The organism is Mesorhizobium norvegicum (genome assembly GCF_004919685.1).
Lineage (GTDB): Bacteria > Pseudomonadota > Alphaproteobacteria > Rhizobiales > Rhizobiaceae > Mesorhizobium > Mesorhizobium norvegicum.
Genome location: NZ_SMYZ01000154.1, coordinates 1 through 24,144 on the forward strand (window position 1 = coordinate 1; position 24,144 = coordinate 24,144).

A 24,144-nucleotide genomic window follows, 5' to 3' on the forward strand; every position below is an offset into this window, starting at 1 on the left:
TTGACGATTGGTCGTCTCCAGACGAGTTGTGCCCCTTCATTTGTCTCAAGCCATTGCCCCGCTGACGGCTTCTATACCGCGCCCTTAGTGCCTAAGAATTTTGCTCAGAAAAGCCCGGCTGCGGTCGGTCTTCGGATGCGAGAAGAATTCTTCCGGCGTACCGCTTTCGACGATGGCGCCTGCATCCATGAACACCACGCGCTGGGCGACCTTGCGGGCAAAGCCCATCTCATGCGTCACCACCATCATGGTCATGCCTTCCTCGGCGACCGCCACCATGACGTCGAGCACTTCGGAAATCATCTCGGGGTCGAGTGCCGAGGTCGGCTCGTCGAACAGCATGATCTTGGGCCGCATGCCGAGGCAACGCGCGATCGCCACGCGCTGCTGCTGGCCGCCGGAGAGCTGCGCGGGATAGGCATTGACCTTGTCGGCGAGGCCAACCTTGGCCAGCAATTCGCGGCCGGCCTTTTCGGCTTCAGCGCGAGGGATCTTACGGACATGGATGGGGGCGAGCGTGACGTTCTCGAGTGCGGTCTTGTGCGGATAGAGGTTGAACGACTGGAAGACGAAGCCGATCTCGGTGCGCAGTTGCGTCATGTTGGTGGCGGGGTTGCCGAGGCGCTGGCCGTCGACGACGAGATCGCCGTCCTTAATCGCCTCCAGGCCGTTGACGCAGCGGATCAGCGTGCTCTTGCCCGAACCGCTCGGGCCGCAGACGACGACCACTTCGCGCGGCTCGACGCTGAGCGTGATGTCCTTCAGCACGTTGAGCGAGCCGAACCATTTGTTGACGCCGCGAAAGTCGATCATGCCGGTTTTGGTCAGGTTTGGTTTGGTCATAGCTGCCGGACCTTTGGGGTTCGATGTCACAACTGCACCTCGCCATGCGCTGCACCCATGCGGCGTTCGAGCCGGCGGGCCAGCATGATCAGGGGATAGCAGACGATGAAATAGCCGACGCCGACAAGGAAGAAGACCAAGAGGCCGTTGGGCACACGCTGCACCACCAGCCAGCCGACGCGGGTGAGGTCGGTCAGCCCGATGGCCGAAACGACGGAAGAATCCTTGATCAGCAGCACATATTGCCCGACCAGCGGCGGCAGCACGATGCGCATCGCCTGCGGCAGCACCACCTGGCGCATGCGCTGCCAGCGCGACAGGCCGGACGCCAGTGCTGCCTCGACCTGGCCTGTCGGCACCGAGCGGATGCCGGCGGCGACGATCTCGCAGATGAAGCAGGCGGCCAGATTGGTCAATGCGATGATGCCGGCGGTGAAGGCGTCGAGTTCGATGCCGAATTCCGGTAGGATGAAGAAGATCAGGAAGATCTGCACCAGGAACGGCGTGCCGCGGATCAGGTCGACCCAGGCGTCGATGACACCTGATATCAGCTGGTTGCCGCCGGTGCGCAGGATGCCGAGGCCGAAGCCGAGCAGGGTGCCGAGCACCAGGCTGATCAGCGACAGCACCACGGTCATGCCGAGGCCGCGCAGGGCCAGCGGACAGGAGCCGGCGAGGCTTTGCAGCTGTTGCCAGATCATGTCCGTGCCCCCGCCGTGCCGAGCCAGCGGCTGGAGACGCCAGCCAGTCCCTTCAGGCCGTAATAGAGCAGCAGATAGAAGGCGGCGATGGTGAGGAAACCTTCCGCCGGCATGAAGCGGTCGGAGGCGAGCAACTGGCCGGCGCGGGTCAGTTCGGAAACCGAGATCAGCGACAGAAGGGCGGAATCCTTGACCAGCACGATCGCCTGGCCGAGCAGCGGCGGGATCGTCACCTTGAAGGCTTGCGGCAGGACGACCAGCCGCATGCGATGGACATAGGTCATGCCCGAGGCGACGCTGGCTTCGACCTGGCCGCGCGGGATCGACAGGATGCCGGCGCGGATGATTTCGGCGATATAGGCGCCGCTGTTCAGCGACAATGCCAGGATGCCGACGACCAGCTCCGGCAGCACGAAGCCGAGCCGGGGCAGGCCGAAATAGAGGAAATAGAGCTGCGCCAGCAAAGGTGTGGCGCGCACGGCATCGATATAGGCCTTGGCCGGCACGCGAAACAGCCAGCCGCGTTGCAGGTTCATGGCGCACAGCACGATGCCGACGACGAGCGCGCCGACAAAGGACAGCGCCGACAGCCAGACGGTCGTGATCAGGCCTTGCCCGAACAGAGGCAGGTATTCGACGATCGTGCGGAAACTGAAATTTTCGAGCATCGTTGGGTGTATTCCCCAGAGCGAAGTCTATCCGTGACTGCAGGGTGTTGGACGGAACCGCGCCAGTCTGGCGCGGTTCCGTCCGAACGAAGTGCTGCTTAGTGATCCTTCTTCCAGGCGTCGGAATTGACCCAGTAGTCGAGGTTCTTCTGCAGGCGGCCGTCGATGCTGACCTGGTTGAGGAACAGATTCATCCAGACCAGCAAGTCCGGCTCGTCATAGCGCGTGGCGAAGGCAAGCGGCTCCTTCGACAGGAGGTCCGGCATGATGGTGAAGCTGCCGGCCGGATAGGCTGTCGACTGGCCCTTGACCGCCGAGACGTCGTTGACGCCGCAATCGGCCTGGCCATTGTTGACGGCGTCAAGCAGCAGCGGACCGCCGCCCTTGTAGCTCTTGATGTCGGCATCGGGGAAGGCGGTCTTGGCCTCCTTTTCGCCGGTGGCGCCGAGCAGCACGGCGATCTTGGTGCCCTTGGCCTTGCAGTCCTCGGTGGTCTTGAACTTGCTGTCGGCCTTGGTGAAGACGGTGCTGCCCGTGTACATGTAAGGCGTGGTGAAGGCGACCTTCATGCCGCGCGCCAGCGTCGGCGTCATGTCGGCGACCAGAAGATCGGCCTTGCCCGACAGCAGCGCCGGGATCAGGCCATCCCAGTCGAAGTCGAGGAAGGTGATCTTGACGCCCATTTCCTTGGCCATCAGCTCGGCCAGTTCAACCGAGCTGCCGGTGCGTTCGCCATTGGCGCCGACCAGCGAGAAGGGGGGGCCTTGGGTCTGCACGGCGACGCGCAGTTCGCCGCGCTTGGTGATGTCGTCCAGCGTTCCGGCACTGGCCGCAGTGGTGAGCCCGGCGAGCGCAAGTCCGGCGATGAAAAGTCTGGCAATCTTCATTTCGGTATTCCTCCTTGTTTTATTGTTCCACGTTGTTTTTCACCCCTGGGGGTGCTTTTTGAGCGGCAGCGCCGTTGCCGGCGGCAGCCACCGTTCGAAAATCCTCAGTCCCAGGCCACCGTCTCGGCGATCGTGATGCCGCGCCTGGCCAGTTCGTCGAAGAAGCTGATATCGGGCACATCGAGCAACGGGTTGAGCAGGCCGGGTTTGGTGATCTCGCCGCGCGCCAGCATCTGCGCCACGATGCTGGCGGGATAGCCGACGCCGAGGCTCATGCCGAACAGGCCCGAAACCAGGTCGCGCTCGATGATCAGGTCCGACGTCACCGTCTTGGCGCGGCCGCCTTCGAGGCCGGAAAAGACATTGCGCATCACGCACAGGTCCTTTTCGCCGGGGCCATACTGCAATTGCGGGCCGAGCAGCCGGCCGAGGAATTCGCGCGGGCTGTTGCCGGTGCCAGGCACCTTGTCTTCGGAGAGGAAGCCGAGCTCCTTCAGCGGCGCCCAGAAGGCCGACCATCCCGGCCAGCGCAGCGTGTAGCGGCCGGAGCGGCGCAGCCCCCTGGCGGCGTCCAGCATCTCGACATAGTGCAGTGCATCGCCATTTGGGAAGGCTTCCAGTTTGCCGAGGCCCGCGACCTCGATCTCATGGATGAAAGGGTTGTCGTGCTGCTGGCCGGCCGGCACCGCGACGCGTTTTCCGTCCTCGATCATCACGCTGTCGCGGTTCTGGCTGACCAGGACCATGTCGAAATTCCAGCTCACCTTGTAGCAAAGCGGCTTTGCCATCGCCTTCGGCTCGGGGATGCCGCCGCAATAGGAATCGATCGAAGAAATCGAAGAGAACTGCCTGGCGGCGCGCGCGTAGAGCACGAGGTCGATGCCGGGATCGAGCCCGCATTCGGTCATGATCGAGACGCCGGCCTGTTTAGCGGCCGGCGCCAGGTCGGCGATCGACTTGGCGTAGTTGGTGGTGACCAGTGGCGTGCGCGTGGCGATCGCGGCCTGCACCGCCTCGCGCATCAGCGGCTGCGGCAACAGGTCGATGACGGCGTCGACATGATCAAGCACAGTGGCCAGCGCCGGGCCGATCGCGCCCTCGGGTACGACGAAGCGCACGCGGGCAAGGTCGGTCAGGCCGGCAAGCCGAGCCGGGCCATCCGCTGCGGTGTCGACGCAAACCACTTGCTCGACGCCGTCGCTGGCGACCAGGTCGGCGATTGCCGCCCGGCCTTGCAGGCCGAGGCCGCCAAGAACCGCGATCTTCATGCCGGCTCCTTGCGGTCGTCCGACCAGCAGCCTTCCGGCAGGCTGACCCATTTGTTGCAGGACGCCATGACGACGAAGGTCTCGCTGCGCACGACTTCGCCCGGCTCGCCGGCGCCGGGGATCAGCTCGCTGGTGACGCGGTAGAGATCGGCGACGTCACCGGCCACCGTCACGTCGACGATGATGTCGAAACGGCCGGTGACCACCGAAGCGGAATTGACGAAGGGCAGTTCGGAAATCCGCTGCGCCAGCTCGCGGGCCCGGCCGCGCCCCTGGGCATTGATGCCGACAATGGCCGAGATCAGCTCGGGGCGCTCGGTCAGGTTCAGCAGGCCGACGATCTTGAGCAGGTTGCGGTCGAGCAGGTTGCGCAGGCGCGTGCGCACCGTCGGCACCGAAATCGCCAATATCTCGGCGATGCGGTTGATGCCCGGCTGTGCATCCTGCGACAGCTGTTTGACCAGCCGCCGATCGGTCAGATCGAGATGTTCCCGCAAAGGCCAGTCTTTCATAAAAGGAAAAAACTTCGGCAATTTTTTTGCCAATATGCAAACAAGCTACGTCACGAATATTTGAAAAGCAAGGCCATGATTCAGCGCTCATGGGGATGCCGGGGCTGGCCGGCTCAGCCTTGCGGTTGCTCGCCCGGCTTCAGACCAGCGCCGCCGCCAGCAGTTTTGCCTGCGGCGTCAGCTCGTCGAAGCGGCGGGCGCAGAGGTTGAGCTGGCGCGTCGCCCAGTCGTCGGTCAGCCGCAGTGTGCGCAGCGTCCGCGCTGAGCGGCGGGCGGCACTTTCCGGCACGATGGCGATGCCCGCGCCTTGGGCGACCAGCCGGCAGACATTGTCGAGGCCAGGCACCCGGATGCGGACATGCAGATGGCCGCCGAGACGGGCTGCCTGACGGGTGATGTGCTCCTGCAGCGCATGGCCGGTGCTGAGGCCGACGAAGGATTCGCCGAGAATTTCGGTGAGGTTGACGGTGCGCAGGCCTTCGAGGCCCGGCCAGTTGCGCGGGGCGATCACGACCAGCCGGTCGATGAAGAACGGTTTCTGCTCGAGATGCGACAGGCCGGCCCATGTCGCGGCGATGCCGAGATCGGCCGCACCGCTGGCCACGGCTTCCGCGATCTCATGGCTGGGCCGCTCGTCGAGGTCGATGTCGATCCGGGGGTGCGCGACAAGGAAGGTGGGCAGGATGTCGCGGAGCAGCTCGACTGTGGCGGCGGTGTTGGCCATCAGCCGCACGCGAGAGCGCAGGCCGGCGGCATAGGCGGCGAGATCGCCGGCCATCGCCTCGATCTGGTTCTGCACCGCCCTTGCATGATGCAGCAGCGCCTGTCCGGCGGCCGTCGGCACCACGCCACGGCGGCGGCGCTCCAGCAGCGGCGCGCCGAGCCGCTCCTCCATGCCCTTGATGCGGGCGCTGGCCGAGGCCAGGGCCAGCCCGGCAAGCTCGGCGCCATGGGTGATGCTGCCGCGTTCGGCCACCAGCAGGAACAGGCGGAGATCGACCAGATCGAAGCGCATTCTTTGCTCCTGTGAACATTCGGCGCCTGGGGAGGCGGTCGGCTCTCCAGCCTTCGTTCTGGCCGAAGGCTGGCAGCGCAACTTCCACATTGTGATCGGCCGGGATGTTCGTCAAATAGTTTTGCGTGGAGATTTGTGATGAGCGAACGAACATCAGGCCGGCTCGGCATCCTCGAAAGCACAGCGATCGTGTTGGCCATTGCCGTGGCTTGCCTTGCCATGGTGCGGGCGGAGCCTGGCCTGCGGGGGTGCGCGGCGACGGTCGCTTCCGTCGTTCGCGAGGCTGGCGCGGCAGCGAAACCCACACCCGAAGCCGACGCAGCCGACATGCTGCTGCATGACTGATCCGGCCGCTACGGTGCCACCATGCTAAGCGCCGGCGTCATCGCCTGGATCGGCGCCGTCTTCCTCGCCGCCGGTTTCGTCAAGGGCGTCGTCGGCATGGGGCTGCCGCCCGTGGCGATGGGGCTTTTGGCGGTGACGACGCCGCCGGCGCAGGCCGCCGCTTTGCTGTTGATCCCGTCGCTGGTCACCAATCTCTGGCAATTGCTGACCGGGCCGTCCTTCGGCGCCCTGTGCAAACGGCTGTGGACGATGATGGCTGGTGTGATGCTCGGCACCATCGCCGGCGCCGGCCTGCTGACCGGCGTGCATACGGGCGCGGCCTCGGCGGGGCTGGGAGTGGCGCTGGTGCTCTATGCTGTCCTCGGTCTCGCCAGGGCCGGCTTCACCACGCCGGCGCGCCACGAGGCCCTGATGTCACCGCTGGTCGGCGTGGCGACCGGGCTGGTCACCGGCGCCACCGGCGTCTTCGTCATCCCGGCGGTGCCCTATCTGCAATCGCTGCGGCTCGGCAAGGAAGACCTGATCCAGGCGCTCGGCCTGTCCTTCACCGTGTCGACGGCAGCGCTGGCCATCGGGCTGTTCAGGACCGGCGCCCTGGCATCGCCGACGGCGCAACTGGCGGGGTCGATCCTGGCGTTGGCGCCGGCGCTGACCGGCATGTTCGCCGGCCAAGCGCTGCGCCAGAAGATGAGCGTCGAGACCTTCCGGACGGTGTTCTTCGCCGGGCTGCTGGCGCTGGGGGTGTATCTCTCGGCAGACGGTATTCTATAGCTTGCGGCAGGCGTTCAGATCGCAGCTATCGCCTTGGCGATCGCCGCGAAAGGCAGGACCAAGGATAACGGCGCGTCATCGAGACGGACCGCACCGTAACCCTCATACCAGTGTGCGGCTTGGTCACCTTTGGCATCGATAAGCAAGGCAACGCCGCCGACTTCCTCCGCGACTGCCATGCAGCGCCTTCCGGCGGCGAGCAGCAAACCGCCGCCGAGGCCGCGGCCTTGTATCGTACGATCCACTGCGAGCCGACCTAGACGGTAGACCGGCACGTCATACCGGCCAAGGCCGCGTCTGGCGATTGCCGGGGTCCGGGCAAAGTCGATCGAGGCCGGGCTGAGAGAATAGAACCCGAGAATGTGCGAAGGATCTTGCGCCGGCACGGCGACGAAAGTTTTCGCGCCACCGCTTTCATGGCTTTGACGCGCGAAGCGTTGCAAATAGGTGTTGAGGTCCGCGTCGCCACAGTCGAAGGCGGCACGGTTATGCTGTTTACCGATCGGCACTTCCTGCCACGTGACGGAGTTCACGCGAGGGTCTGACCGGCCTTGGCGGCGCGGATAAGACGGTTGGTCGGGGAGGGCGGGTTTTCAAGCAGGTCGAGGATGCGCAGGCTGTCCCGTTCCGACAGCGCAAGATGTTCGGCTCGTTCGATCGCAGCCTGGGCGTCACGCAGTGCGGAGCGCGTAACGAACTCGGTCAGGCCGACATTCGACAAGGCCGCCGCACGTGCGATCACGGCTTTCGCTTCGGGTGGAATCCGGAAATCAATTCGACCGTTGTCACTGACGTTGCGGGGCATAGGTATCTCCTTTGCCCTTAATTATACAGTACGGATTGAATCCGTACAACATGAATCCCCTCGCATTGACCTTACGGGCATATGACGAGCGCGCCGGGTCAATCCATTACCGCACCACCAGCACGGGGATAGCGGTGTAGGACAGCACTTCCGCCGTCTGGCTGCCGAGAAGCAGCTTGCCCAGTCCGCGGCGGCCATGCGAGGCCATGACGATCAGGTCGCAGCCCAGGGCCTGCGACAGCTCCAGGATGGCTTCGGCGGGCCGCTTGTCCTCGACATGCACGACCTCCGCGGAGACGCCGGCGGCGTCCGCCGATGCCTTGCTCTTGTCGAGAACCTCCTTAGCGTATTTGCGCGCTTCTTCCTGATAGGCGGCGAGTTCATCGCCGGCGGCATAGCCGGCCATGGCGCCGCCCCAGGCGAAGATCGGGAATTGTTCGGAGACGGTGATGAAAGTAACCGAGGCGCCGAGGCCCTTGGCCAGCGTCAGGCCGTGGGCAACGCCCTTGTCGGCCAGTTCCGATCCGTCCGTGGCAATGAGCAAATGTTTGTACATGATGACGTGACCTGTTGTGCAAGGGCCAATGCCCTTGAGGGCGGGGAGCCTTGTGGAGGCTAAGCTTGATATAGTTGCGGCATCGGGCCGATCACAGGGCCAACTCGGCGCGGATCAAGGCCAGCCGACCACGCAGTTTTGTACCAAGCGGATTCCCCTTTGCCGCATCGTCGCTTAAGGTGCCAGCGACAGCGAAAGGCATCCCATGAGCAGCGCGTATCCCCAAATCCATCTGGTCCGGCATGGCGAGACGGTGTGGAGCCTTTCGGGGCAGCACACCGGCCGCACCGACATGCCGTTGACGCCGGCCGGCGAGGCCGCCGCGCGGGGTGTCGCCGAGCGGCTCAAGGGCCTGTCGTTTTCGGCCGTGTGGTCGAGCCCGTCGCAGCGCGCCTACAACACCAGCGTGCTGGCCGGCTTCGGCGCGCAGAGCGTCAAGAAGGACGATCTGCAGGAATGGGACTACGGCGCCTATGAGGGGCTGACGACAAAACAGATCCTAGCCGAGCGGCCCGGCTGGAATGTGTTCCGCGATGGTTGCCCGAAGGGCGAGATGGCGGCCGATGTCGGCGCGCGGGCGGATGCGATCGTCAGACAGCTTCGTGAAGCTGGCGGCTCGATCCTGGTGTTTTCCAGCGCACATTTTCTGCGCGTGCTGGCGGCGCGCTGGATCGGCCTGCCGCCCGAAGGCGGCGCGCTGTTCGTGCTGGATACGGCCAGCATCAGCGTGCTCGGCTACGAGCATGACCTGAGCGAGCCGGTCATTCGGAAATGGAACCAGAAATAGGGCGGCTTCGGCCAGCAGCGCCGCTTCCACTCTATCTGTCGAATTTCCTGATCGCCTCGGCGGTCACCGGCGTGAAGAAATTCACCAGATTGCCATCCGGGTCGCGGAACAGCAGCGAGCGATTGCCCCAGGGCATGGTGGTCGGCTTCTGCACCGTAACATCCCTGAGGAGGTCCGAGAGCCTGGCGAATTCCGCATCGACGTCGCCGACGCGGAACTCGATGATGGCCGTGTGGTTGTCGGCGGGGCGGGCGATGTCGCCGCCGAACAGCATCAAGGTGCGCGTGCTGCCGATCGCCAGCGTGCAGGCCGGTGTCGCCAGTTCGGCGAAGTCTTCCGTGTACACCGTCACGGGCATGCCGGTGATCTCACCGTAGAATTGCACGAGGCGCTGGACGTCTGACGTGATGATGCGGACGGAGACGAAATTCATCGTATTGTTCCCTGATTGCCGAAGCCGCTGCCGGGCTCCATGATCGCCTTATAGGCCAAGCCTCCTGACAGCTTCCTGTCAGGAGGCGGGCCAGACGGGCGGCAGGCCGAAGGCAGGGAACAGATCGGTCCCGAGCGGGCCGACATAGACCGTTAGCGAGGCGATCCGGCCATCGGCCGGTTCGATGACATGCAAGGATTGCGCGCGCCACGCAGGATCCTGATGGCGCCGCGCATAGACCGCAACGGCGGGCTGGCCATTGGCTCTCGTCGCGACGGCAAGGTAGCCGGCGAAATTGCCCCAGACAGTCTCGAAGAAAGCCCGGATCGCCTCGCGTCCCTGATACCAGTCCAGCCATGGCGGCATGTGGTAGGTGGCGTCCTCGCGCAGCAGCTCGATGAAGCCGTCGAGATTGGCGGCTTGCCAGGCCTGCATGTAGCGTTCGAGCAGCAGGCTCTCTTCGCGGTTGGGCCGCTCGCGCTGCAGGGGGCGTCCTTGGGGATAGCGCTCGCTCAGCGTTGCGCGGGCGCGCTGCAGGGCGCTGTTGATCGAGGCGCTCGTGCCGCCCAGCAAGTGCGCCGTCTCGAGTGCCGACCAGCCCAGCACGTCGCACAGCAAAAGGGCGGCGCGCTGCCTGGGCGGCAGAAGCTGGATCGCGGCGACGAAGGCGAGCTGCACGGCTTCGCCGGTCTCGTAGCGCGCGTCCGGGCCGGGCTCGCCGTCGACAAGATCCGGCAGTTCGGCGTCCGGATAGGGCTCCAGCCAGGCGAGTTCGGCGGCGGGCCCGCCAGCGGCGCGCCCCTCGGTCGGCGGCCGTCCGGGCGACTCGAGAACGCGATGCGCCGATGACCTAGCCTTGATGGCGTTGAGGCAGCTGTTGGTGGCGATCGTGTAGAGCCAGCCGCGCGGCGAGCCGCGCCCGACGAATTGCGAGCGGCCGCGCCATGCCCTGAGAAACGTCTCCTGGACGAGGTCGTCGGCCTCGTGCAGCGAACCCATCATCCGGTAGCAGTGCAGCTTGAGTTCGCGGCGGTGGGCCGCCGTCAGGCGCTCGAAGGCCAGCCGATCGAGGATCGGCTGGCTTGTCCGGCCTTTGGGCTCAAGCGGGCCGGGAGCATCTGTCATGGCGAGCCTGCGGTGCTGATTTCGGCCGGCATCCTGCGCGCCTCATGCCGCCGCCGCAAGGCCGCTGCCGCTGACCGCGAAGGAGACGCCTGACAGCTTGCCGCCGGCGAGCGTGACCACCGCGCGCCCGACATCGGCCGGCGTCTGCACATCGGTCATGCTGGCGATGAAATCCGCCGGGCTGATACCGAGATAGGCCGAGATGCCATCGATGCCGCCCTGGCCGACGCCGGTGCCCGCCATGATGCGCATCGGCACCAGCGCCATGAAGCGCAGGCCGAGGCCCAGCCGGTCCGCTTCCTTCTGGCAGTGGGCAGCAAGAAATATCTGCATGCGCTTGGCGCCGGAATAGCCGCCGGAATTCGGCGGCCCGCCGCTGAGTGCCGCGCCACTGGAGATCAGCACCACCCGGCTGCCCGGCTTCAGCCGGCCCTGGAGTGCCGCCTTGCAGAACAGGAAGGATGCCTTGACGTCCATGTCCCAGTTTGCGGAGAAGTCCTGCCAGCTCTGGTCCGGGATAGGCGCGGACGGGGCAAGCGCCCCGGCGCAGATCACCAGCACGTCCGGCTGCAAGGCGGCGAACACCGCGTCGGGTGCCGTGTCCTGCGTGGCGTCGGCGGCAAGCGTCCTCACCCTGGGGTGCTCCCAGGAGAGCTGTTTCAGATCGGCCGCGCCGCGGGCAACGGCGAGCACCGTCGCTCCCTCGCTGAAGGCGGCTTCCACGATTGAGCGGCCGACACCCCGGCTACCTCCGACAACAACGACATTCTGACCTTGCAACGATCCCATGGATCACCTCGCTTTTCCGGCCCGGAGGATTCCGGCACCTAATGATGAGGACAGCGCGGGTGGGTGGAAATCATCGGTGCGGTGCGAAAGTTTTTTCTGCGGCGCTCTTAAGAACCCACCGCCGAGTTCCGTGGCGCCCCCCTCTGTCCTNNCAGGACAGAGGGGGGCGCCGCAGAACGCTACCTTGAGCCCGTTCGCTTACCCGCTCAGCAGCGCGAGTTCCTCCGGCGTCAGATGCCGCGCGGTGCCCTTGGCGAGGTCGCCGAGCGGCAGGTGGCCGATGGCGATGCGGATGAGGCGCTTGACTTCGATGCCGTGCGCGGCGAGCAGTCGGCGGATGTGGCGGTTGCGGCCTTCGTCGAGCACGATCTCCAGCCAGGCGGTGCGGCCGCCGCTGCGCAAGAGTTCGATCGAGCTGGCGGTCAGGGTCTCGCCGTCGACGGTCACGCCGGCGCGGAACTTGTCCAGCATCGTCTCATCCGGCACCGTGCCGATCTGCACGTGATAGGTCTTGGGCAAATGCGAGGCCGGGTCCATCAGCCGGTTCGCAAAACGGGTGTCGTTGGTCATCAGGAGTAGGCCTTCGCTGGCCTTGTCGAGGCGGCCGACCGGCGAGACGAAGGGCAGGTCGAGCCCTTCCAGGCAGGCATAGACGGTGTCGCGCTGTTGCGGGTCGTCGCGGGTGGTGACCAGCCCGCGCGGCTTGTTGAGCATGAGATAGACCTTGCGCTCGGCAACCACCGGCCTGTCGTCGACGACGATACGGTCGCGGTTGAGGTCGACGCGCAGCGCTGCATTGCGCACCACCTGGCCGCCGACGCGCACGCGGCCTTCCGCGATCAGCAGCTCGGCCTGCGTGCGCGAGCACAGGCCAAGCTTCGACAGCGCCCGGTTCAGGCTGACGCCCAATGGCTTGCCGTTAGGCGGTTTTCCGACGGGTGGTCGTGCTGCCATGCTGCTGCGGATCGCTCCGTTGTGTCAGACAGATGCCACGGGCGGTGACGGCTTCGCAAGCTGGATGCGGCGAGGGCCGGGCAACCCGAGGCCAAGCTTGATCCAGGTCCGCCGTGCATTGGAAGCCGATCGGCGGTTTCAGAACTTGCGCGGGTCGATGCCCTTGGTGCCCGGCCCGTAGGGGCTCGGATAGATCTCGCCGATGGTCATCAGTTCGATCTCGCCATCGAGCGTCGAGCCGATGATCTTCACGTCGGGATCATCGCAGCAGAATTCCCAGATCACCTGCCGGCATTCGGCGCACGGCACGCCCGAATAAGGGCCGTGGCAGACGATGGCCTCGATCTGCCGCTCGCCTGCCGCCGCCATCTGCATCACCGCGTTGCGCTCGGCATGCACCGATTGCTGCAGGGTGACGATCTCGACATTGCAGGCGGCGAACAGCCGGCCTGATGCGGTGCGTACGGCCGAGCCGACCTTGTGGTTGGAGTAGGGCGTGTAGGCCTTGTCGCGCGCTTGCGCGGCGGCTGTGACAAGCGCCTGGTCGGCACTCGAAAGCTTGTCGAAGCTGGTGTTCTTCATCGGTCCCTCCACATCCATGCCCCATCCCGCGCTGATTCGGGATGGGGCGCTATCTCTTTGCTTTCTTGCGATCTTTCCTGGTTCAGGCGGCCTGCCGCTCCGACCGGGTAAGGAGCCCGGCGGCGAACGGGACGACCGAGAGGAAGAAGCCGACCAGCGAGGCTGGAACGCCGCCGGGTTCGCCCATCAGCACGAGGATGGCGGTTGAGCCGGCGCCGAGCACGATGGTCGCCAACATCGACCAGGATGGAATGCGCCAGCCGAACGTGGCCGATAGCACAGGCAGCAGCAGGCCCGGCACATAGACCGAGAAGCCGAGCATCAGGATGGTGACGATGCCGGGCACGCTGAGAGCCACCACCAGCGCGACCAGGCCGAGCACGAGCAGCAGGATGCGGCTGGTCCACAGCCTTTCCCTGTCGCTGGCGTCGGGGCGCAGCCGCGAGATCACGTCGCGCTGCAAGGTGGTGGCGGTGATCAGCAATGTCGTGCTGGCCGTCGACATCGCCACCGCCAGGAAGGCGGCTACCAGCACGCCGATGATGCCATGCGGCAAGAGCTGCACCATCAGGTCCGGCATGGCGTTGACCGGGTTGGTGCCGGCCGGCACCAGCGCCTTGGCGGCGACGCCGAGGAAGGTGAGGATGACGCCGAACACGGCCATGATGAAGAAGCCGTTGATCAGGCCCTTGCGCGCCGTCTCCGGCGAGTTGGCGGAAAAGACACGCTGGAAGCCGATCGTGTCGATGAAGCCGGCGGGCAACAGCAGGAACCACACGAACAGCGTCGCGGGCGGCACGTTGGCGAACAGATTGTAGAAGCCGGGAATGTCCCTAGTCGCCTCATAGACATGCGAGACGCCGGGTCCGAAGATGACGAACAGCGGCGCCACCACGCCGATGACGACGAGGAAGATGACCGCCTGCAGCACGTCGGTCGCAACCACCGCGAGGAAGCCACCCAGCATGGTGTAGACGATGACGACGAGGAAGGCGACGATGGCGCCGGTGGTCGGGTCCATCCCCGAAAACAGCGTGAACACCATCGAGATGCCGAACACCTGCGCGGCCGCCCAGGCGAGGTAATTCCAGCTGGTGACCAGCGAGGCGGCGACCCGCACCGAACCCGGATAGTCCTGCGCGACGATGTCGGGCGTTGTCACATGCATGCGCTGGCGCACGATCTTGGCCAGGAAGATGCCCATTAGCAAAAGCCCGATCGGGAAGGTGAACCACCACCATGTGCCCGAGATGCCGTAGCGGACCACCATTTCAGGCGTGCCGAACAGGCCTGCAAGCCCGGTCCACGAGGCGAAGGCCGAAATGGTCAGCCACAGCGGCCCCATGCGCCGGCCGGCGACGATGTAGTCTTCCTCGGTCTTGATCGAGCGGGCGAAGAACAGCCCGATGGCGGTGACCGCCACCAGATAGACGGCGACAACCGCGATATCCAGATTTCCCATTTTCTACCCCTTCAGGTGCAAAGCCAAATGGCGCGCCACGCTTTGGCGCGGCGCCGTTCTGTCCGTTGCCCCCTTTTCGGTGGGGGCTTGACGACCCTCTGCAAGATTTGTCACATGCAAAAAACTTTTTTGCAAGTGCTGAATCTGGACCATGATCGGAGACTTCGAATGACCCAAGCCCAGGCAAATCCGGCAAACCCGGAACTGGTCGAGCGCGGCCGCGCCCGCATCGCCTGGATCCGTTCGCGCATGGCGATGCTGGCCGCGCTGCGCACGGAGTTCCGCGACACCCAACCCTTCGCCGGCCGGCGCATCGGTATGTCGCTGCATGTCGAGCCGAAGACGGCGGTGCTGCTCGAGGTGCTCGCCGAAGGCGGCGCCGAGATCGTCGGCACCGGCAATCATGGCTCGACGCAGGACGATGTCGTCGCCTTCCTGCAAAGCCAGGGCATCGGCGTGTTCGGCAGCCGTGCCGACACGCTGGCCGACCATCACGCCAATCTGGCGCGGGTGCTGGATGCCAAGCCCGACATGCTGCTCGACAATGGCGCCGACCTTGCCGCCGGCATCACCGAACGCGGCCGGGCGGCCTCCATTCTCGGCGGCACCGAGGAGACGACATCCGGCGGCGACCGGCTGCGCGGCGAGCTGGCCCGCAAGGTGCCGTTTCCATCGATCGTCATCAACGACAGCCCGCTGAAGGCGATCGGCGAGAACAAGCACGCGGTCGGCCAATCGGTTGTCGAAAGCTTCATGCGCATCACCAATCTGATGATCCCCGGCCGGCGCTTCTGCGTTATCGGCTATGGCTGGTGCGGGCGCGGCATCGCGCAGTACCTGCGGGCGCTGGGCGGCCGCGTGGCGGTCGTCGAAGTCGACGAGATCAAGGCGCTGGAGGCTGTCCTCGACGGCTACCGGGTGGCGCCGCTGGCGGATCTGGCACCGTGGGCGCAGGTGTTCATCACTGCCACGGGACGCGCCGGCGTGCTGCCGGCCAGCGCGATTGGCGCCATGCAAGATGGCGCGGTGCTTGCCAACTCAGGGCATTTTCCGTGGGAGATCGACACTGAGGGCCTGCGTGCCATGACGACCGGCAGCACCGATCTCGACGGCACCTTGCAGCGTCTCGATCTTGCCAATGGCCGGCATGTCATCCTGGTCGCCGACGGGCGCATGTTCAACCTTGCCGGCAGCGAGCCGAAGGGCAATTCGATCGAATCTATGGATATCGGCTTCATGCTGCAGGCGCTGTCGCTGGAGCGGGTGGTGAAGGGCGAGGGCGTTGGCGGCGAAAGACTGGCGCCAGGCGCGCAGCCGGTCCCCGACGACATCAACCGGCGCATCGCCAGGCTGATGATGGCTACGATGGGGGCTGCCTTGTAACTATAGTAAGCTCCTGATTCTATCTCTCTGTTTTGACGCAATTCCTGCCGGAAAACCGTTTCACACTTTTCCTGGAATTGCTTTGGTCCGGGAAGGGTTGTGGGGCATGGCTGGCAAGACCGCGGAAGCGCCGGACTATTCGGTACCGGCCCTGGAAAAGGCGTTCGATGTCATCGAGCTCCTGGCCGAGCAGAAGGACGGGCTGAACCAGGGCCAGATTGCCGAGGCAGTCGGCCGCTCGATCCACCAGATCTACCGCGTGCTGCAGGCGCTGGAACGGCGCGGCTATATCTTCCGCGATCGCCCGGCCGGGCTCTATTTCCTGTCGACCCGCCTGTTCGAACTGGCGCACCGGCATGAGCCGCTGCGCGGCCTCGTCCAGGCAGCGCTGCCGTCGATGCGGCGGCTGTCCGACGCCATCCAGCAGTCCTGCAATCTCGGCGTCCACAATGCCGGAAGGGTGCTGATCCTGGCGCAAGTGGAAAGCCCGGCGGCCTTCGGCTTCCGCGTCCGCGTCGGCGCCGAGTTCCCGCTGTTTGCCACCGCCACGGGCCGCACGCTGATGGCGTTCCAGCCGCAGGATAGAGTCAGCCAATGGCTGCAAGTCTCTGGTGTTGTTCATGAAAAGGTCGAGGTGGAGCGTGCGCTTGGCCGCGTCCGCGCCGCCGGCCACGAAGAGGTGGCGGACGGGCTGCAGCCGGGCGTCATCGATCTTGCCTTTCCGGTCATCGGGCCGTTCGGCCACTCCGTCGCCGCGCTCACCGTGCCTTATGTGGCGACCACCTACAGCACGCTCGACCTCGCCACCGTGCGCCGCCACGCCGCGCATGCGGCGCAGGAGATCCGGCTGGTGCTGGCGCCCGAGCCATCAGGCCAAAGCGAGGCCTCGTGACCGCTTCGTCCGCGCCGATCACCAAGACCGTCGTCATCGGTGCCGAGCCGGCCAAGGTCTGGCGGATACTGACGACGCCAGAAATGATCCCGCAATGGATGTCCGACGAGGAGTTGACTGTCAGCCTGCAGGGGCAGGTCGGCGGGGCGATCGTGATACACGGACTGCTGCACGGAATGCCGTTCGAGAACCACGGCACCATCCGGGCCTTCGAACCCGAGAGGGCGTTCGCCTACGGTTATTGGAGCACGCTGTCGGCCTCGCGTCTGGCGGATTTGCCCGAAAACCACACGGTGGTCGGCTTCGATCTGGCGCCGGCGGATGGGGGGACGTTGCTGACGCTGACGCTCAGCGACTTCGCCGAACCGGCGATCCGTCCGCATGCCAATCTCTACTGGGGTCCGACCTTGCAGATTCTGAAGGCGGTCTGCGAGCGCGCTTGAGGGCGGGCGGGGGTCATCGCAGGGATGTGTCGTCCTGCCCTTACTCTTTGGGGTGTCGGGCGAGGGCCAGCGCGCGGATGCGGTCGGCGACCGCGCTGTCGACCGGGTTGTAGACGGTCAGGCTCAAATCCGGCCGGCCGTCGACCGCGAAGCCCGAATATTCCAGCTCGATATCGCCGAGTTCCGGGTGCCTCAGGCGCTTTGTCCCGTCGCCGTGGCTGAGCACGTCGTTTTCCCGCCACAAGGCGGCAAACTCGGGGCTGACGCTGCAAAGCTCGTCGACGAGCTGGGCGACCTCGGACACCGCGCCGGCGCGGGCCGCATCGGCGCGGAATGCGCCCACCACGAAACGAGCCAGGTTTTCCCAGTCGTGCTGCTTGGCGCGGATATGGGGACTGACGAACATGAAGCGCAGGATGTTGCGCTCGCCCTCGGGCAGGGCGCTGTAGTCGGTCAGCACGACCCGCGCGGCGCGGTTCCAGGCAACGACATCCCAGGTGGCGGTCTTGATCAAAGCGGGGCTGGCATCGAGCGTGTCGATGAGGCGCTGCAGCCGCGGGCTGACGCCCTCGACGCCCCTGTAGCGGACCTCGGGCGGGCGCCCCAGCCCGAGCATGAAAAGATGTTCGCGTTCCGCCTCGGTCAGCAGCAGCCCCTTGGCGATGCGGTTCAGCACATCGGCCGAGGGCGCGCCGCCGCGGCCCTGTTCCAGCCATGTGTACCAGGTCGGGCTTATGTTGGCGCGCTGGGCGACCTCTTCGCGGCGCAGTCCCGGCGTGCGTCGGCGCCCCGAGAAGCCGAAGGACGCCGGATCGAGCCGCGTGCGCCGGTCTTTCAGGAACGCTGCCAGTGAGCCGGCGGAATTGGAGGGCATCCTGTTAGCCATTATACCATGATAAGGTCACTACTTTAATAGAATAATAGACCGGCAATATTACGCAGGCAACTGTGCAGGAGATTTTGCATGCGTATCTTTCTCACCGGCGCGACCGGTTTCATCGGTTCGGCGCTGGTTCCCGAACTCATCAAGGCGGGCCACCAGGTGGTCGGCGTGACCCGCTCCGACGCTGGTGCCGAGGCGCTGGCTGCCGCGGGTGCCGAGGTGCACCGGGGGACCCTCGAAGATCCCGAGACCTTCCGCGCCGGCGCGGCCAAGGCGGAAGCTGTGATCCACACGGCGTTCGACCACGACTTTTCGCGGTTTGTCGAAAATTGCGAAAAGGACAAGCGCGTCATCGCGGCACTCGGCGCCGCCCTTGCCGGCTCCAACCGGCCGCTGGTGATCACCTCCGGCGTCGGCATGGGCAGCCCCGGACATGGCCAGTTGGCGATCGAGGACGTCTTCAACAGCAGCCATCCCAATCCCCGCATCGCGTCGGAACTGGCCGGAAATGCCTTGCTGGAGGCCGGCATCAATGTGTCGGTGGTGCGCCTGCCGCAGGTCCACAACCCGGTCAAGCAGGGCCTCATCTCGCCGCTCATCGAGATCGCGCGTGAAAAAGGCGTCTCGGCCTATGTCGGCGAAGGCCGCAATCGCTTCTCCGCAGGCCATCTCCTCGACGCGGCGCGGCTTTACCGGCTCGCCGTGGAAAAGCGGCAGCCGGGCGCGCGCTATCACGCGGTCGGCGAGGAAGGTGTCGACGTGCGTGCAATCGCCGAGGCGCTTGGCCGGGGTCTGAAATTGCCGGTCGTTTCCATCGCGCCGGAAAAGGCGGCGGAGCATTTCGGCTGGATGGCGATGTTCGCGCCGATGGATCTGCCAGCCTCCAGCGCGCTGACACAGGCACGGCTGGGCTGGCACCCGACCGGCCCGACGCTGATCGCCGATCTCGACGCCATGCGATATTGATGCGCTGACAAAGCGGCGTCAGCCAGCAGCGCTGCATAGGGGACTTGATGGGTTGGCCTGTCATCGGCCAGGATTTCATCGTTCGTCTCGGTGGAGCAACATGCGGAATTGGCCGAAGCCTCTAAACTTCGTCATCCTAGGGCGAAGCAGGAGCGAAGCTCCGTCGCGGAGACCCTGGGATCCATGCCGTGATCTTAGTCGAAAGGCGCAGCGGAGCAGAATTCTGAACCGTGGCGGCGCTGGGGAGTCCCGGCATGGATCCTGGGGTCTGCGCCGCGTCGCTGCGCTCCTTGCTCCGCCCCAGGATGACGACTTTTCGGGGTCATGCAGGGATCACGGCGTAGCGTAGATGGACGAGCCCATGCGCCAAGGCCTCGCAGCTTTTCAGGGACAACTGCATCTTGCCCGCCAGGCCGCTCTCACCGAACTCGACGAAGGCCTGGTTCGCGGCGCGTCCATCGATCGCGGGTGCAACGAGAAGGCTCAACTCATCGACAAGGCCGGCTGCGAAGAAGGAGCCGTTGATGCCGGCGCCGCCCTCGAGCAGCAGCCGGCGGATGCCGAGTTCACGTCCGAGAACCTCGACCATTGCGGCGAGATCGATGTCCGCCGTTTCCGCGACGATATAGGACACGCCGTCGGCGGCGAGTTCGGCCAGATGACTGTCGGCAACGTCGCGCCCAAGCAGCACCACGACATGATCGCCGCCGATGTCGGGTTTGGAAAAGTGAAGCTTGCCCGAGGCATCGAGCGCCACGGCATAACTGCCCGCATCCATTTGTGCGAAATGATGGGGCCGGTCGACCTTGCCGGCATTGGCCGGCGGATGCGCGCCGGCCTTGCTCATCTCGGCCATGGTGACACGCCCGACGATCCAGCCGTCACCCGCGAGGTCGTTGTGGATGTGCTCATAGAGGCTGGACCACTCGGCCCGGGTGCCATCCGGGCTCTTGGTGTAGCGGCTGGGGTGGAGGCTGCCGTCAAGGGATGCCAGCATATGGCAGATGATTTGCGGCTTCATGCAGGTTCTCCAGTCGAGTGCTTTGGGTTCGGTCCAAAGTAGTGCCACGCCGGGAGAATGGAAGCCGCACGCCTCATGACGTACCCAGGCCGTTGAGACGGCATGCGCCGGCAGGTATCATGACCGGATGTCCGCGACCATAATCCTGTTTCATTCGGTTCTGGGGCTGCGCGAGAACGAGCGGCATCTTGCGCGAAAGCTGGGCGCCGCCGGTCACGCCGTTACGCTGCCGGACCTCTATGCGGGTGTGGCGACGGACGATCTCGAGGAAGGCTTCGCGATCAAGGCGCGGATCGGCTGGGAGATCATTTGCCAAAGGCGCGCGATGCCCTGGCCTCGATGCCTGGCGATACGGTGCTGGCGGGGATTTCGATGGGTGCAGGTGTGGTCGCATCAGTCTGGGCCTCGCGGCCGCTGGCGGCCAAGGTGCTGCTGCTGCATGGGCTGGCAACTGTGCCTGCGAACATCCGGCCGGGCCTGCCGGTTCAATTGCATGTCGCCGACACCGATCCGTTCTTCCCCGAGCCGGATGTCCGCGCCTGGCAGCACGCCGCCGAGGCCGCGCGAACGGGTGTGCGGATCTTCCGCTATCCAAACGCGGGACATTATTTCTCGGATCCGGCTCTGCCCGACTACAACGACACAGCCGCGGCGCTGCTTTGGGACCGTGTTCTGGCGTTCCTGGATTGAGACTTCCGCGAGGTTTCCGGTCCGGTCGCACCTTGCAATGGGAACAATGCAAACCCGCGCCGTAACCCTTTGTTTTCTTGCGAGGCGTATCCACAAGGGCCGCGTCGCCTATGGCCGACGCACCAATGGACGCGTGAAGCATGGGTTCACCCTGGTCCGAGTTGCTGGCCAATCTCGCCGTTGTGGCGATGTTCGTTTCCGTCTGGATCCACACCCATGTGTGGCTGGACCGCAAGGCGGCTTTGACGCGGGCAACGGCTTTCGGCCTGCTGATGGGCGCCGGCGCCGTCACCCTGATGCTGACGCCGATGCAGTTGCAGCCCGGCGTCTTCGTCGATCTGCGTGGCACGATGATCGCATTGGCGGGCTTCTTCGGCGGCCCGGTCGCCTGCGTCATCGCCGGGCTGCTTGCGGTTGCTTTCCGCTTCCATGAAGGTGGCATCGGCGTTTTCGCCGGCGCCATGGGCATCTCGATCGCTACCTTGATCGGTATTGCCGGCCATCTCGCCCTGAGAGGGCGCGCGCCCGGCCGCGTCGACATCCTGATCCTGGCCGCAACGGCCGCCGCCGGCTCGCTGCTCAGCCTGCTCGCCCTGCCACGGGAGATCATGCAGGCGGTGCTGCCGCAAGTAGCGCTGCCGACGTCGCTGCTGATCTTTCTTTCGATCATGCTGTCGGGACTTGCGCTCTACCAGGAACGGCGCCGCATTGAGGCACTGCAATCGCGGCGCATCTACAAGGCGGTCGTCGAGGCTCTGCCCGATTGCCTCAATGTCAAGGATCTGGAGGGCCGGTTCATCGCCGCAAATCCGGCCACCGCAAGGTTGATGCGGGCCGTGGATGCCAAGGCGCTGATCGGCAAGACCGATTTCGATTTCTTTCCGCAGGAAACAGCCCGGAAATTCCACGAGGATGAGTCCGCCATTCTCGCGGCCGGCGTGCCCTCCACCATCGAGCAGCGCCTTCATCACGAAGACGGGCCCGACGGCTGGCTGTCGACATTGAAAGCGCCGTTCCGGGATCAGAGCGGAACCATCGTCGGGCTGATCACGCACAATCGCGATATCACCACGCGCAAGCAACTGGAGGACGAACTGGCTGAAAGCCGTATCCGGCTGGCGGACGCCCTGACGCATATGGCCGACGGCCTGGTGATGTTCGACCGGGACGGCAAACTGGTGCTCAGCAACGCCCAGTACATTGCCATGTTTCCCCAGACGGCCGACATCCGGATACCCGGTGCCGACTACCGCGATATCTTGCGCATCTCGGCCGTGCGCGGCGAACAGATTGTGCCGCCGGACAGGATCGAGGATTGGATCGGCGGCATTGTGGCGTCGCGGGAGCTTCCCAGCAACCGCCAGGAGATCAGGCTTTCCGACCGGCGCTGGCTTGACGTCAGGACGAGGCCGACCAGCAATGGCGGCAGCCTCAGCGTTTATTCCGACATCACCGAGGCCAAGCATATCGAGGCCGAACTGCTGGCGGCCAACGAGAAGCTGAACCTTCTGGCGCATCGCGACGGCCTGACCGAACTGTTGACACGGCGGGCCTTCGATGAAGCGCTGGTGCTCGAATTCGCCCGCGCCAAGCGAAGCATGACATCGCTCAGCCTGCTCATTATCGACGTCGACTGGTTCAAGCGGTTCAACGATCATTACGGTCATCCGGCCGGCGACGAATGCCTGCGTGCCGTCAGCCGCTGCATCGAGGCGGCAGCCCGTCGGCCTGGCGACGCGGCGGCCCGCTACGGCGGCGAGGAGTTCGCGCTCATCCTGCCCGATACCGACGCGCGCGGCGCATTCGTGATCGCCGAAAACCTCAGGGGCAAGGTTCGCGAGCTCGGGCTCGCGCATGCCGGCAGCGAGAAGGGCATCGTCACGGTCAGCATTGGCGTCGGGACGTCCGGTCCCGGCAGTGCCCAGATCGAGATTGCCGATCTGCTGAGGCGCGCCGACGAGGCACTCTATGGCGCCAAGGCTGCCGGGCGGGACCGGGTCCACGGCTGGCGCCCGCATGTCAGCGAGCCGCACGCGACAGGCGCACGACGCCGGCCGTAAGCAGGGGGCGGGGCCGGCCTCCGGTGGTGGCGCCCATGCCCGCAATCCAAAAATCCGACAATTCCGATAATTTGCCTGGCACCGCTGTTATATCGATGTTGCACAAATGGTTGACCCTGGGTTAGCATCCCCGTGCAGGCGTCGGTGGGAGGCTCTTTACAGCGGCGGCCAGCTGGAGCGGCATGCGTTTTCGGGCGCAGGGAGGATGCTCCAACACTTTGAACCGACGCATGATCCTTCCTGAAACCGATCCCGGTTTTCGGGGTCGTGCGTTCTTGTGGAGGAGGATCCCATGAACAGACGCGAATTCCTGCTGTCGTCCGCGGCCTTTGGCGCCATGATGCTGGCCGCACCCTCGGTGTTTGCCGAAGACAAGCTCACCATCCTGGGCTCGGTGCCCAATCTCGGCTTTCCGTTCTTTGTGCACATGCTGAACGAGATCAAGGCCGAGGCCGCCGCGCAAGGCGTCAATTTGACCGAGAGCGACGGCCAGAACTCGGCCACCAAGCAGACCGCCGACATCGAGGCGGCCCTGGTGCAGAAGGTCAATGCCATCGTCATCTCGCCGCTCGACGTCAACGCGCTGGCGCCGGCCATCGAGGAAGCGGTCAAGGCCGGTGTTCCGGTGGTGACGATCGACCGCCGCGTCGACGGCGTCGAGGGCATTTTGGCCCATGTCGGCGCCGACAACGTCAAGGGCGGCGAGGCGGAGGCCAACGCCATGGTGGCGGCGTTCCCGAATGGTGCCAAGATCTTCCACCTGCAGGGCCAGCCGGGTGCTGGGCCCGCGATCGACCGCAACAAGGGCGTCCACAATGTGCTCGATCCCCTGAAGGACAAGTACCAGATCGTCTTCGAGCAGACCGCCAACTTCGCCCGCGCCGAGGCACTGTCGGTGACCGAGGCCGGCCTTGCCGCCAACGGCAAGCCGGACGCCATCGTCTGCGCCAATGACGACATGGCGCTGGGCGCCATGGAGGCTTGTGCTGCGCGCAACTTCACCGACGTCAAGATCTACGGCTTCGACGCGCTGCCGGAAGCGCTGGTCGCGGTGCGCGACGGCAAGCTTGCCGGCACCGTCGAGCAGTTCCCGGGCGAGCAGTCGCGCACGGCGGTTCGCATTGCGGTGGCCTTCGCCAAGGACAAGACCGAGCCGAAGGAGAAGCTGGTGCTGCTGACGCCGATCGTGATCGGCAAGGACAATCTCGACAAGGCGGAGCGGATTGGCGAGACGAAGTAGAACTTGGCGGAGATCGGCCGAATGGCGAGGCCGGCGGGACAGCCCCCCCCTCTGTCCTGCCGG

28 protein-coding genes are annotated in these 24,144 nt (G+C 65.3%); 10 read left to right on the top strand and 18 right to left on the bottom strand.

From position 1 onward, the window contains the following. Positions 1 to 84: 84 nt before the first annotated feature. The 7 genes from FCU66_RS39735 to FCU66_RS39765 form a co-directional block, all read right to left on the bottom strand. On the bottom strand, positions 85 to 843 hold the full coding sequence (locus FCU66_RS39735) for an amino acid ABC transporter ATP-binding protein (protein WP_136622020.1): 759 nt from the start codon (positions 841 to 843) through the stop codon (positions 85 to 87). A gap of 26 nt (positions 844 to 869) precedes the next feature. Beyond that, positions 870 to 1,544 carry an amino acid ABC transporter permease gene (locus FCU66_RS39740; protein WP_136622019.1) on the bottom strand — a complete coding sequence of 225 codons (675 nt, stop codon included), beginning with the start codon at positions 1,542 to 1,544 and terminating at the stop codon, positions 870 to 872. After that, entirely contained in the window at positions 1,541 to 2,212 is a 672-nt protein-coding gene (locus FCU66_RS39745; RefSeq protein ID WP_136622018.1) for an amino acid ABC transporter permease, read from the bottom strand. The genes FCU66_RS39740 and FCU66_RS39745 overlap by 4 nt, the downstream gene beginning before the upstream one ends. Before the next feature lie 98 nt (positions 2,213 to 2,310). Further along, positions 2,311 to 3,099, bottom strand: coding sequence for an ABC transporter substrate-binding protein (locus tag FCU66_RS39750; RefSeq protein ID WP_136622017.1), 789 nt, complete (start codon positions 3,097 to 3,099; stop codon positions 2,311 to 2,313). A 104-nt stretch (positions 3,100 to 3,203) separates the two neighbouring features. Then, positions 3,204 to 4,367 (bottom strand): saccharopine dehydrogenase family protein, encoded by a 1,164-nt coding sequence (locus FCU66_RS39755; RefSeq protein ID WP_136622016.1) that lies wholly within the window; start codon positions 4,365 to 4,367, stop codon positions 3,204 to 3,206. Beyond that, positions 4,364 to 4,864: an Lrp/AsnC family transcriptional regulator gene (locus tag FCU66_RS39760; RefSeq protein WP_027035297.1), complete on the bottom strand. Its 501-nt coding sequence runs from the start codon at positions 4,862 to 4,864 to the stop codon at positions 4,364 to 4,366. Before FCU66_RS39760 ends, FCU66_RS39755 begins: the two co-directional genes overlap by 4 nt. A 154-nt stretch (positions 4,865 to 5,018) precedes the next feature. Then, positions 5,019 to 5,894 carry a LysR substrate-binding domain-containing protein gene (locus FCU66_RS39765; RefSeq protein ID WP_136622015.1) on the bottom strand — a complete coding sequence of 292 codons (876 nt, stop codon included), beginning with the start codon at positions 5,892 to 5,894 and terminating at the stop codon, positions 5,019 to 5,021. 138 nt (positions 5,895 to 6,032) lie between these two features. On the opposite strand from FCU66_RS39765, the gene FCU66_RS39770 reads away from it, so the two are divergent. Both FCU66_RS39770 and FCU66_RS39775 read left to right on the top strand, forming a co-directional pair. Then, on the top strand, positions 6,033 to 6,239 hold the full coding sequence (locus tag FCU66_RS39770; RefSeq protein ID WP_136622014.1) for a hypothetical protein: 207 nt from the start codon (positions 6,033 to 6,035) through the stop codon (positions 6,237 to 6,239). Positions 6,240 to 6,260: 21 nt separating this feature from the next. Beyond that, positions 6,261 to 7,010, top strand: coding sequence for a sulfite exporter TauE/SafE family protein (locus FCU66_RS39775; RefSeq protein ID WP_136622013.1), 750 nt, complete (start codon positions 6,261 to 6,263; stop codon positions 7,008 to 7,010). Between the two features lie 14 nt (positions 7,011 to 7,024). Here FCU66_RS39775 and FCU66_RS39780 read toward each other — a convergent pair whose 3' ends face one another. The 3 genes from FCU66_RS39780 to FCU66_RS39790 form a co-directional block, all read right to left on the bottom strand. After that, positions 7,025 to 7,543: a GNAT family N-acetyltransferase gene (locus FCU66_RS39780; RefSeq protein WP_136622012.1), complete on the bottom strand. Its 519-nt coding sequence runs from the start codon at positions 7,541 to 7,543 to the stop codon at positions 7,025 to 7,027. After that, the gene (locus tag FCU66_RS39785) at positions 7,540 to 7,815 is read right to left on the bottom strand and encodes a type II toxin-antitoxin system TacA family antitoxin (protein WP_136622011.1); all 276 of its coding nucleotides are present in this window, start codon (positions 7,813 to 7,815) and stop codon (positions 7,540 to 7,542) included. Before FCU66_RS39785 ends, FCU66_RS39780 begins: the two co-directional genes overlap by 4 nt. Positions 7,816 to 7,921: 106 nt before the next feature. Continuing rightward, a complete protein-coding gene (locus FCU66_RS39790) occupies positions 7,922 to 8,371 on the bottom strand; it encodes a universal stress protein (protein ID WP_136622010.1) in 450 nt (149 codons plus the stop codon). A gap of 205 nt (positions 8,372 to 8,576) precedes the next feature. On the opposite strand from FCU66_RS39790, the gene FCU66_RS39795 reads away from it, so the two are divergent. Beyond that, positions 8,577 to 9,158 carry a histidine phosphatase family protein gene (locus FCU66_RS39795; protein WP_136622009.1) on the top strand — a complete coding sequence of 194 codons (582 nt, stop codon included), beginning with the start codon at positions 8,577 to 8,579 and terminating at the stop codon, positions 9,156 to 9,158. Between the two features lie 31 nt (positions 9,159 to 9,189). Here the strand turns inward: FCU66_RS39795 and FCU66_RS39800 are convergent, their stop codons facing one another. The 6 genes from FCU66_RS39800 to FCU66_RS39825 form a co-directional block, all read right to left on the bottom strand. After that, positions 9,190 to 9,591 (bottom strand): VOC family protein, encoded by a 402-nt coding sequence (locus FCU66_RS39800; RefSeq protein ID WP_136622008.1) that lies wholly within the window; start codon positions 9,589 to 9,591, stop codon positions 9,190 to 9,192. Between the two features lie 78 nt (positions 9,592 to 9,669). Further along, positions 9,670 to 10,716, bottom strand: a complete 1,047-nt coding sequence (locus FCU66_RS39805) for an RNA polymerase subunit sigma-70 (protein ID WP_136622007.1) — start codon at positions 10,714 to 10,716, stop codon at positions 9,670 to 9,672. Between the two features lie 42 nt (positions 10,717 to 10,758). Beyond that, positions 10,759 to 11,505, bottom strand: coding sequence for an SDR family NAD(P)-dependent oxidoreductase (locus FCU66_RS39810; protein ID WP_136622006.1), 747 nt, complete (start codon positions 11,503 to 11,505; stop codon positions 10,759 to 10,761). Between the two features lie 198 nt (positions 11,506 to 11,703). After that, on the bottom strand, positions 11,704 to 12,459 hold the full coding sequence (locus FCU66_RS39815; protein ID WP_136622005.1) for a pseudouridine synthase: 756 nt from the start codon (positions 12,457 to 12,459) through the stop codon (positions 11,704 to 11,706). Between the two features lie 138 nt (positions 12,460 to 12,597). Then, complete coding sequence (locus tag FCU66_RS39820; protein WP_168992175.1) at positions 12,598 to 13,041, bottom strand: cytidine deaminase; 444 nt, start codon at positions 13,039 to 13,041, stop codon at positions 12,598 to 12,600. A gap of 82 nt (positions 13,042 to 13,123) precedes the next feature. Next, positions 13,124 to 14,503: a sodium:solute symporter family protein gene (locus FCU66_RS39825; protein WP_136622003.1), complete on the bottom strand. Its 1,380-nt coding sequence runs from the start codon at positions 14,501 to 14,503 to the stop codon at positions 13,124 to 13,126. A gap of 168 nt (positions 14,504 to 14,671) precedes the next feature. Between FCU66_RS39825 and FCU66_RS39830 the strand changes: the two genes are divergently transcribed. The 3 genes from FCU66_RS39830 (at position 14,672) to FCU66_RS39840 (ending at position 17,221) form a co-directional block, all read left to right on the top strand. Continuing rightward, on the top strand, positions 14,672 to 15,886 hold the full coding sequence (locus FCU66_RS39830) for an adenosylhomocysteinase (RefSeq protein ID WP_136622002.1): 1,215 nt from the start codon (positions 14,672 to 14,674) through the stop codon (positions 15,884 to 15,886). Between the two features lie 106 nt (positions 15,887 to 15,992). Further along, entirely contained in the window at positions 15,993 to 16,778 is a 786-nt protein-coding gene (locus tag FCU66_RS39835) for an IclR family transcriptional regulator (RefSeq protein WP_136622001.1), read from the top strand. Continuing rightward, entirely contained in the window at positions 16,775 to 17,221 is a 447-nt protein-coding gene (locus tag FCU66_RS39840; RefSeq protein WP_136622000.1) for an SRPBCC family protein, read from the top strand. Before FCU66_RS39835 ends, FCU66_RS39840 begins: the two co-directional genes overlap by 4 nt. A gap of 40 nt (positions 17,222 to 17,261) precedes the next feature. Here FCU66_RS39840 and FCU66_RS39845 read toward each other — a convergent pair whose 3' ends face one another. Next, positions 17,262 to 18,095, bottom strand: coding sequence for a helix-turn-helix transcriptional regulator (locus tag FCU66_RS39845; RefSeq protein ID WP_168992174.1), 834 nt, complete (start codon positions 18,093 to 18,095; stop codon positions 17,262 to 17,264). A 90-nt stretch (positions 18,096 to 18,185) separates the two neighbouring features. Here FCU66_RS39845 and FCU66_RS39850 point away from each other — a divergent pair, with 90 nt between their 5' ends. Continuing rightward, positions 18,186 to 19,070 carry an SDR family oxidoreductase gene (locus FCU66_RS39850; RefSeq protein ID WP_136621998.1) on the top strand — a complete coding sequence of 295 codons (885 nt, stop codon included), beginning with the start codon at positions 18,186 to 18,188 and terminating at the stop codon, positions 19,068 to 19,070. Positions 19,071 to 19,392: 322 nt separating this feature from the next. Here the strand turns inward: FCU66_RS39850 and FCU66_RS39855 are convergent, their stop codons facing one another. After that, positions 19,393 to 20,091, bottom strand: coding sequence for a RibD family protein (locus FCU66_RS39855; protein ID WP_136621997.1), 699 nt, complete (start codon positions 20,089 to 20,091; stop codon positions 19,393 to 19,395). Positions 20,092 to 20,400: 309 nt separating this feature from the next. On the opposite strand from FCU66_RS39855, the gene FCU66_RS39860 reads away from it, so the two are divergent. From FCU66_RS39860 to FCU66_RS39870, 3 genes are all read left to right on the top strand, one after another. Next, complete coding sequence (locus tag FCU66_RS39860) at positions 20,401 to 20,781, top strand: dienelactone hydrolase family protein (protein ID WP_342778263.1); 381 nt, start codon at positions 20,401 to 20,403, stop codon at positions 20,779 to 20,781. A gap of 140 nt (positions 20,782 to 20,921) precedes the next feature. Then, positions 20,922 to 22,841 (top strand): diguanylate cyclase, encoded by a 1,920-nt coding sequence (locus FCU66_RS39865; protein ID WP_136621996.1) that lies wholly within the window; start codon positions 20,922 to 20,924, stop codon positions 22,839 to 22,841. Between the two features lie 292 nt (positions 22,842 to 23,133). Beyond that, the gene (locus FCU66_RS39870) at positions 23,134 to 24,081 is read left to right on the top strand and encodes a substrate-binding domain-containing protein (RefSeq protein ID WP_136621995.1); all 948 of its coding nucleotides are present in this window, start codon (positions 23,134 to 23,136) and stop codon (positions 24,079 to 24,081) included. Positions 24,082 to 24,144: the final 63 nt, after the last annotated feature.